Origin of the sequence: Pseudoalteromonas sp. 20-MNA-CIBAN-0454, from assembly GCF_040308685.1 — a bacterium.
Taxonomy (GTDB): Bacteria; Pseudomonadota; Gammaproteobacteria; order Enterobacterales; family Alteromonadaceae; genus Pseudoalteromonas; species Pseudoalteromonas nigrifaciens.
Genome location: NZ_JBEOOB010000061.1, coordinates 1 through 7312, shown reverse-complemented (window position 1 = coordinate 7312; position 7312 = coordinate 1). Strand labels below are relative to the sequence as shown.

Here is a 7312-nt window from a genome sequence, read left to right as displayed (position 1 = left end):
CTGGAACCGGTATACCGTTTTCGTTTTGTTTCAGAATCGCTAAGATCTGACTGTCTGTGTATCGTGATTTGCGCATAGAAAACTCCTTCGTTTTAGTTTAACGGAATTTTCTACTTATAACTGCTCCGATTTTTCGGGGGGATTACAAATGGGGCATGATTTATAAATAATAAGTGTCTAAAAAAGATGTAGAAAAAGTGGTTGAGTTTAGGTATCAACCACTTGAAGAGGGGTGGGTGTCAACAAACAACGCAATAAAACGCTTTGGTAGTATCCCCAATAGTGACATAGCTCAGCACGCTTTGATCAATGAAGGGATGCCTTTCTCTGTATTTTCAAAATTAACAGAATTAGCAGGGCTTAATTGTGTGATTCATAGCAACGCACCTGTATATAAGTATAGCAAAGAGGCCAAGTTTTTTGACGATATTCAAAAAAGCCATCTCGCTGGTTTGAAGGCTTTTTATTAAGATTATTTCAACCGTGTCGTGGTTACTCACCTAGAGTCAATTGCCATGGACACGGCTAACCTTGATTAGCTTTTACCATATTAAAAGTTATATTCACCTTTAACATAAAATGTACGACCTAACTGATCAACGTATCGCGGGTCATAACCAACTTGATAACCACCACCTGAAGTACGCAATGATAATGGAGGTTGGCGATCAAGTAAGTTTTTGATACCAAAACCAACTTGCGTACTGTCATTGATCTGCCACTTTGTCAGGTAATCAACTGTAAGGTAACTACTTACATTACGTTCAACTGACTGGTCAAAGCCTTGACTAATATCAGACTGATAGCGGATCTGTGAAGCATTTGCCGAGTAGGATTGATCTTCATAACCACTCTGATAGTTTAGATTAACCGAGTGTGCAAAATCTTCATGACTAAAGTTATTCGCCCACTGCATTTTGTGTGGGAAAGTCACAGTACTATTTGGACCAAATTTACCTAGGCTAGTGTCATAGATATCCACTGTTCCCACTCGTAACGTTTCACTTTCAAGGATATAAGCACCTCGTAGAGTTGAACGAAGGTACCCCATAGAAAAGTCATGCCCTATTGAAACAACCCAATCAATACCCTGGTTATTTGATTTACCAATGTTCACTGGTGCTTGCAATACTTGGATTTCCAACTCGCCACTTAGCTCATTTAAAAGCGTGCCATAAAGACTATTGTAGGTAACTGGATCGGCAAATATCTGTCGCTGAGTCACTCTCTTAACTTGATTTGTAAGGTTTATCTGCCACCAATCAACACTCACACTAAACTCATTAGAGGGCGCATAAACAAATCCAGCAGAACGTTGTTTTGAGGTTTCTGGTTGAAGCTCATTATTACCTGACGTTGCAACATTATATTGCTGTAATTGCGGGAAGCAATACTGCGCTAAAGGGTGTGGTTCAGAAAGTGGGCAATCATAGCTTTGAGATGTAACACCGGCATCTACTTTAGGCCCTGCAATATCTATCATTGATGCAGCTTTAAAGCCGGTACCAATTGAGCCTCGAAGTAACAAATCTTCATTGGGGCGATATGCGAAGGATAACTTATAAGTTGTGTCTGATGCGTCATTGTTAACTTTCTCTGCATTAGCGGCACGCTTACCATCATAAACAGCACCGATATTATCGTAACGAGCCGCAGCGGTAACTTCTAATCCGTCAATAATAGGCGCAACAGCCTCTAAGTAAACACCATAAGTCTCTCTTGATAAGTCATACTCAGCGTCTGGCGTACCGGTTAAAATAGAGTCCTTATTGGCTTGACTGGTAATACTAATAAACTCATTGTCTCGATAATCAAATCCGCCACCGACATAAACCATACCAGCGGGTAATTCAAATGCTGGTGCTGACGCTCTACCTTCAATCGCGCTTGTTTTAGTTTTGAGTGTGTCCCAATTACCACTGTAGGCATTTGCGCGTAGCGCTTCGTTCATGCTTTCGGGCAATTGGTCAGGTCTAGCAAATACATCGATAGCTCCACTATCAAGCAAAGCAGTTAGTTGGTCAGTTATTAAATAACCCGACACCATATTCCTGTCACGTGAACTGTTAGCTTTTGTAAAGGCCAAGTCATAGGACAAATCGCCATAGTCACCACGAATTCCAGAGGTGAAATTAAATGTATCAGTATCGTATTCGTTAGAGCGACTACCAGCAGGACGTGTACGCCAGCGGATTCTAACATCCGAAAGAGCATTATACTGCTCAGCAGTTAACAAAGGTTGAACTAGGTTAGTAACAAAAGGCGAATCCAATTCAAACTTGTAATTATTTAGCGTGTTGGCTGCGATACGGGTTGTGATACTGTAGTTTGAATAGCTTCCTGAGGCATATAATTCAGCGTTATCATTCAGATAAACACTGCCTTGAAGGTATAAGTTATCACTTTTACTTTCAGGTGAAATTTCTAAATTTTCTGTGAAATCATAAATACATGTATCACCAGAAGCTTGGTTAAATTGTGCACACTCACCGTTGATTTCAGCATATGGATTATATGACTTACTCGTCGAACCATCGATTTCTTTATCGAAGTTTAAATATAAATTTGCTGGAATGGCATTAGATGAAGCTTGTACCAAAAATAAATCTTCACCATTGTAGTTAAAAGGCACAATCCCTGTTTTGCTGAATTCACGATCAAGTGAACGTATATTTTCGTTTTCAGAATGATTGTAGGTCATCAATATATTAAAGCCATCGGTACCTAAGTTGCCAAATCCACCCGTAATACTGAATTCAGAACTTTCACCACCAGCTTCTTGAGGCTTATCAGCTCTAGCACTAACTGTCACGCCTTCAAAGTCATCTTTCATGATGAAATTTACTACACCAGCAATAGCATCAGAGCCATATAACGCTGAGGCACCATCCATCAATACGTCAACACGTTTAATCGCTGCCAACGGAATAGAACTAATATCAACTGTGCCGCCACTATCAGCTGACGCCATTCGGCGTCCATTAAGTAGAACCAGAGTATATGAGCCGCCAAGATCTCTCAAAGATACGGTTTGTTTACCATTGTTACCACTGCTATCGCCCCCACCAACTGACTGAGCGCCAACTTGATAGCCTTGCATTGCTGGAATTTTTTGAATTAATTCAGATACTGATGTCACCCCAGAGTTGGCAATATCTTCAGCGCTAATGGTAGCCAAAGGCAAAGCACCCTCTATATCTGTTCTTTTTATACTAGAACCTGTTACTTGAATTCGTTCTACCGACATCTCATCTTCAAATGCGCTTTCGGCAGCTGAGGCCGTACCAAGTGCAGTTAATAGCGACAATGAGATTAAGGATAGCTTTTGGTCCATGATTTTTATTTTTCTACTGTACATTTTAATCCCCAAAGAATTAGTTTTAATTGATAGCTTTGCTCTTCGCCAAAGATGCTTAAATTGAGCAATTCAATTTAGCCCTCACCAGTATTAATTCGAACAGAAGTAAAACTCAAACATCGAGTCTCTTTTTAAGCTCTATTGTAAGTCTTTTATTTATCTTTTCTTTTAAATACAACAGGTTAGGATGCACAGAAAGATTAGCACTAGATATTGACAATCAACTAAACAGATTGCTATTCATGCCATCTTGAATTTTGAAATGGGGATTGAGTAGGGTATAAGTTGAATTAGAGTGTTAGCGGTTTAAAATATAATACCTTTATTTATCATGTGTTTACTCAGAACGCCTACCTCTTCTTTATAAACTTGGATGAGAAAGTTGTTTGATATCTGTGTTAACAAACTCTTGTTCAGCAATCACTAGCTTATTTTGGCTAGGAATATAAGTAATAGATGATTTACGCGAAATGGTTCCAAAAGGCAGTTTTACCAAAGGACTAATTTCTTGAGTATGAAAGTCAAAAAATTGAATTTGATGATAGTTAGCATAATCATGTTGAAAAAACACGCCATCTTCAGTTAATTCCCAATGATGCTCGACCTGAAACACATTGTTATTAAGTACTTGTATTGGTTTATCTGCCTTAAAACTTGGCGTGTACCGCCACAAGCCTAGATTGCGGCCCTTTGTAAACCAGACATCACCATTTCGAGCTTGTTCTGCGTAAGTGACCGCTTGATCAATAATAATGTATGGGGGCTTTTCGTCTATAGGAAATCCGTAAAGTGCCAAATTACCTTTAAACTTAGCCCCTGCAAGCAGCCCACTATCATCACGCAGCCAAGAAGGTCTGTAGTACTGATCAAATTCACTATCCATCTGGGTTAAGTTGCCTTCCTGAAGATTAAGTACAAACAATGCGCTGCGTTTGGTTTTTTTATCGGGCGCCAAAAAAGCTATAGATTGCCCATTATGCGACCACCTTGGCGACGACAAGTGTGTTTTCAATTTAGTCAGTTGTTTTCGATTACTCCCATCGGGATCTGCACGCCAAATTTCTTCATACCCCGACTCAGTAGAAATAAAAACGATACTGTTATTTACCTCACTATAATGCGGGTCTTTATAGATATAATTAGAATGGATCAATGGAAAAAATGTCGCACCTGTTGTTTCACTTAAGTCTAACGTGGACAATTTAGTTATATCTTCTCGACTGTGATAAACAACCTCATGGCTATTAGGTACAAAACTAGGATAACTAAATCCATCAACATTAAGGTTAATCGTTGATTTATCTTTTAACGACACTAGATAGCCTTTTCGTCGTCCAGATTCCTCACCGCCATAAATAATACGATCGCCATTTGGATGCCAGGTTAAGCCTCGTAACCGCCCCTTAGTTGCCACTAGGTATTCCATTTGCTGCGTGTTTAAATCATATAAAAATAAGTCTTCATTCATTCCGTCGCTTGCGGAACGAGATAACGCTAACTGCTTAGCATCAGGTGAAAAGGCTACATCCAAGTCCTGAAAGCGGCACTTCTGATGACAAGCTAATAGTTTGGCTTCCATCGCCTCACTTTTTAGATCAATTAATTTTACATTCAAATGTTGATCGTTTTGTTTTTTAACAATATATGCCAAAAAGCTGCCGTCTGATGAAATGGTCAGCGAAAAGTCTTTTTCGGCATCACATGTGGCAATTTTATTTTCCAGCATTGTGACAATATTTAATTGCACAACATCACATCGTTTAAAATCCCAATGTTTACGCTGAAAGAAAACCACCTCGCTGTTTGGATGCCAAACCGCGCGTCCTTCATAATTTTCAGTAAAGGTAATTTGTTTTGAAGATGAGTTTTTATCTTGAAGATCTTTAATATACAAGTTTGGCGATCCTGTTATGTGACGCCAAGTAAAAATCAGATAACGTTCATTGGGCGAGACCGTTGGATACACTTCACGTCCAGGTTCTGATGTCAGGTTGAGGATTTTGCTGCTTTTGGTTGCAAAAGGTAGCAATGACAGCTGCCAAACTAAGATGAAAGTAACTAAAGCTAAAGCGACTAAGATCACTTTTTTACCTAATGCATTGGATTGTTTTTTCTCTGCCTTTGCAGGATCGCTTTCATCGTTGCTATCAATTAAAGGCTGGATATATTCTGGCTTTGTTAATAGCCGGTAACCCTTTCGACGGACAGTTTCTAGATTAATATTATCAAATTGCTTGAATTCATTGCGCAAGTTCCAGATGGCATTAGTTAGGGCTTTTTCACCTACTGGAAAGTTACCATCCCATACCGCTTCAATTAATTCTTCTCGGGTTACTAACCGAGGAAATTGCGCTGCTAGATAGGCTAATACATGAATAAACTTAGGTTGCAGTAACTTAGTCTGACCATCGGGAAATATTATTGAATAATCGTTTGGTTTGATTAAGCACGACTCAAGTTTAAACGGAACAGATACTGCCATGCGTGGACATCACTTCAAATCAATAGGTTAACTAAAAGGTTACAAAATTAACCCACTATGTCAACTTTGTTGTCCAGTTGGCAATTTCGCCATTAGTTAATAAACAGTGGGCGGCATAAGTTCAAGTATACCACGTTATTCTGAAGAGCGTAAAGCTGCAACGCTCAAAAAATTATTACCGCCACAGAGTCGTTCTGTAAATTCTGTGGCTGATGAGGATGGGATCAGTCCGCAAACCTTGTATCATTGGTTAAAACAATGTCGTGAGCAAGGAGTTGCAGTGCCCGGACATCAAAAATAGGCCGCCGTTGGTGACGTTGCGCTAAATCCCTCCAATGTTGAGGAAATTAAGCGTAATACGGCGGTTGCTTAAAACAGTTTTTTTGGACAACTCGGTTGAAAAACACCGAAACGCAGCAGTCTCCGATAAGAGGTTTCAACACTGTTTTGCAGTGAGTGCATTCATAGAAAAATTGACATGCAGTGGTTGGCATTTCCTCTTGCTGGCTATGATTGCATTGAGGGCATGTAATTGTCGATAAAAGCTGGGAAGTCCACTGACACATTTAGATTTTGCAAGCTACCTACTCAGGCATCGAATCACATCTTGAATAATGTCCGTAATTCGCTTTTCAGGGACGGATGAGATCACTATGTTCCATTTTGGAACATAGTGATTGAAAGACTATATTTCGCCTGACGAATCCCCACGAATGGCGTAGATAAAACAAATAGTTAGAGGCGAAGGGAACATTCATGGCAGTTCCCGATCTGATCTTTCGCCAAAAACACCTAACCATGAATGCTGCCATGAATGTAAAAACAATGCTCGCCGATTTCCTCTCATTTGTCACCCCCAAATGTATGCACAAAGCCCGATTTTTAGCTGTGGGGGCGGCAGTACAAAGCTTGATGCAGAATGGCCAATGCACGGTAACGGCTATCGGCCGTAATTTTGACAGTGAAACGTCAGAAAAACACGGCATCAAACGAGCTGACCGTTTGCTAAGAAATGAAGCGCTTCAAGCAGAGGCGCCGCTTATTTATGCCGCAATGACCCGCTTGCTACGTCAGGGCAAACAGCCGCTGATTTTAGTGGACTGGAGCAATGCCGACACCGAAAAGCGCCATTTTATCCTGCGTGCCAGCCTGGCGCTGGAAGGTCGCCCACTGACGTTACATCAAGTTGTTGTGCCGATGGACGAGTATACGTGCCCACACGTACACAGGGCGTTTTTATACCGGTTAAAGCAGGTACTGCCGGCAGACTTTAAGCCGGTGATTATTACTGATGCGGGTTTTAAAGTGCCGTGGTTTAAGCAAATACGTAAGCTCGGCTGGCATTACATTGCCAGAGTTCGTGGCAACCAGACACTGCAACTACCCGGCCAGGATGCCTATATCACGGTTGCCAAAGCCTACAAAAAAGCACGCCCTACGCCCCAAGTCTTGGGTGAGGTTAAGCTGACCAA

General features: G+C 40.7%; 6 protein-coding genes. 3 read left to right on the top strand and 3 right to left on the bottom strand.

Annotation, left to right across the window (positions count from 1 at the left end; genetic code table 11):
- The first annotated feature begins 173 nt into the window (after positions 1 to 173).
- Positions 174 to 470, top strand: coding sequence for a hypothetical protein (locus AAEZ22_RS17610; RefSeq protein ID WP_156086147.1), 297 nt, complete (start codon positions 174 to 176; stop codon positions 468 to 470).
- Between the two features lie 80 nt (positions 471 to 550).
- On the opposite strand, the gene AAEZ22_RS17605 is transcribed toward AAEZ22_RS17610, so the two are convergent.
- The gene (locus AAEZ22_RS17605; RefSeq protein WP_352298211.1) at positions 551 to 3358 is read right to left on the bottom strand and encodes a TonB-dependent receptor domain-containing protein; all 2808 of its coding nucleotides are present in this window, start codon (positions 3356 to 3358) and stop codon (positions 551 to 553) included.
- 361 nt (positions 3359 to 3719) lie between these two features.
- The gene (locus AAEZ22_RS17600) at positions 3720 to 5840 is read right to left on the bottom strand and encodes a winged helix-turn-helix domain-containing protein (RefSeq protein WP_283709908.1); all 2121 of its coding nucleotides are present in this window, start codon (positions 5838 to 5840) and stop codon (positions 3720 to 3722) included.
- Between the two features lie 106 nt (positions 5841 to 5946).
- Here AAEZ22_RS17600 and AAEZ22_RS17595 point away from each other — a divergent pair, with 106 nt between their 5' ends.
- Complete coding sequence (locus tag AAEZ22_RS17595; RefSeq protein ID WP_502935269.1) at positions 5947 to 6141, top strand: transposase; 195 nt, start codon at positions 5947 to 5949, stop codon at positions 6139 to 6141.
- 46 nt (positions 6142 to 6187) lie between these two features.
- Here AAEZ22_RS17595 and AAEZ22_RS17590 read toward each other — a convergent pair whose 3' ends face one another.
- Positions 6188 to 6406 (bottom strand): GDCCVxC domain-containing (seleno)protein, encoded by a 219-nt coding sequence (locus AAEZ22_RS17590; protein ID WP_283709907.1) that lies wholly within the window; start codon positions 6404 to 6406, stop codon positions 6188 to 6190.
- A 244-nt stretch (positions 6407 to 6650) separates the two neighbouring features.
- On the opposite strand from AAEZ22_RS17590, the gene AAEZ22_RS17585 reads away from it, so the two are divergent.
- The coding region (locus tag AAEZ22_RS17585) for an IS4 family transposase (RefSeq protein ID WP_352298214.1) at positions 6651 to 7312 on the top strand (662 nt) is incomplete at its 3' end.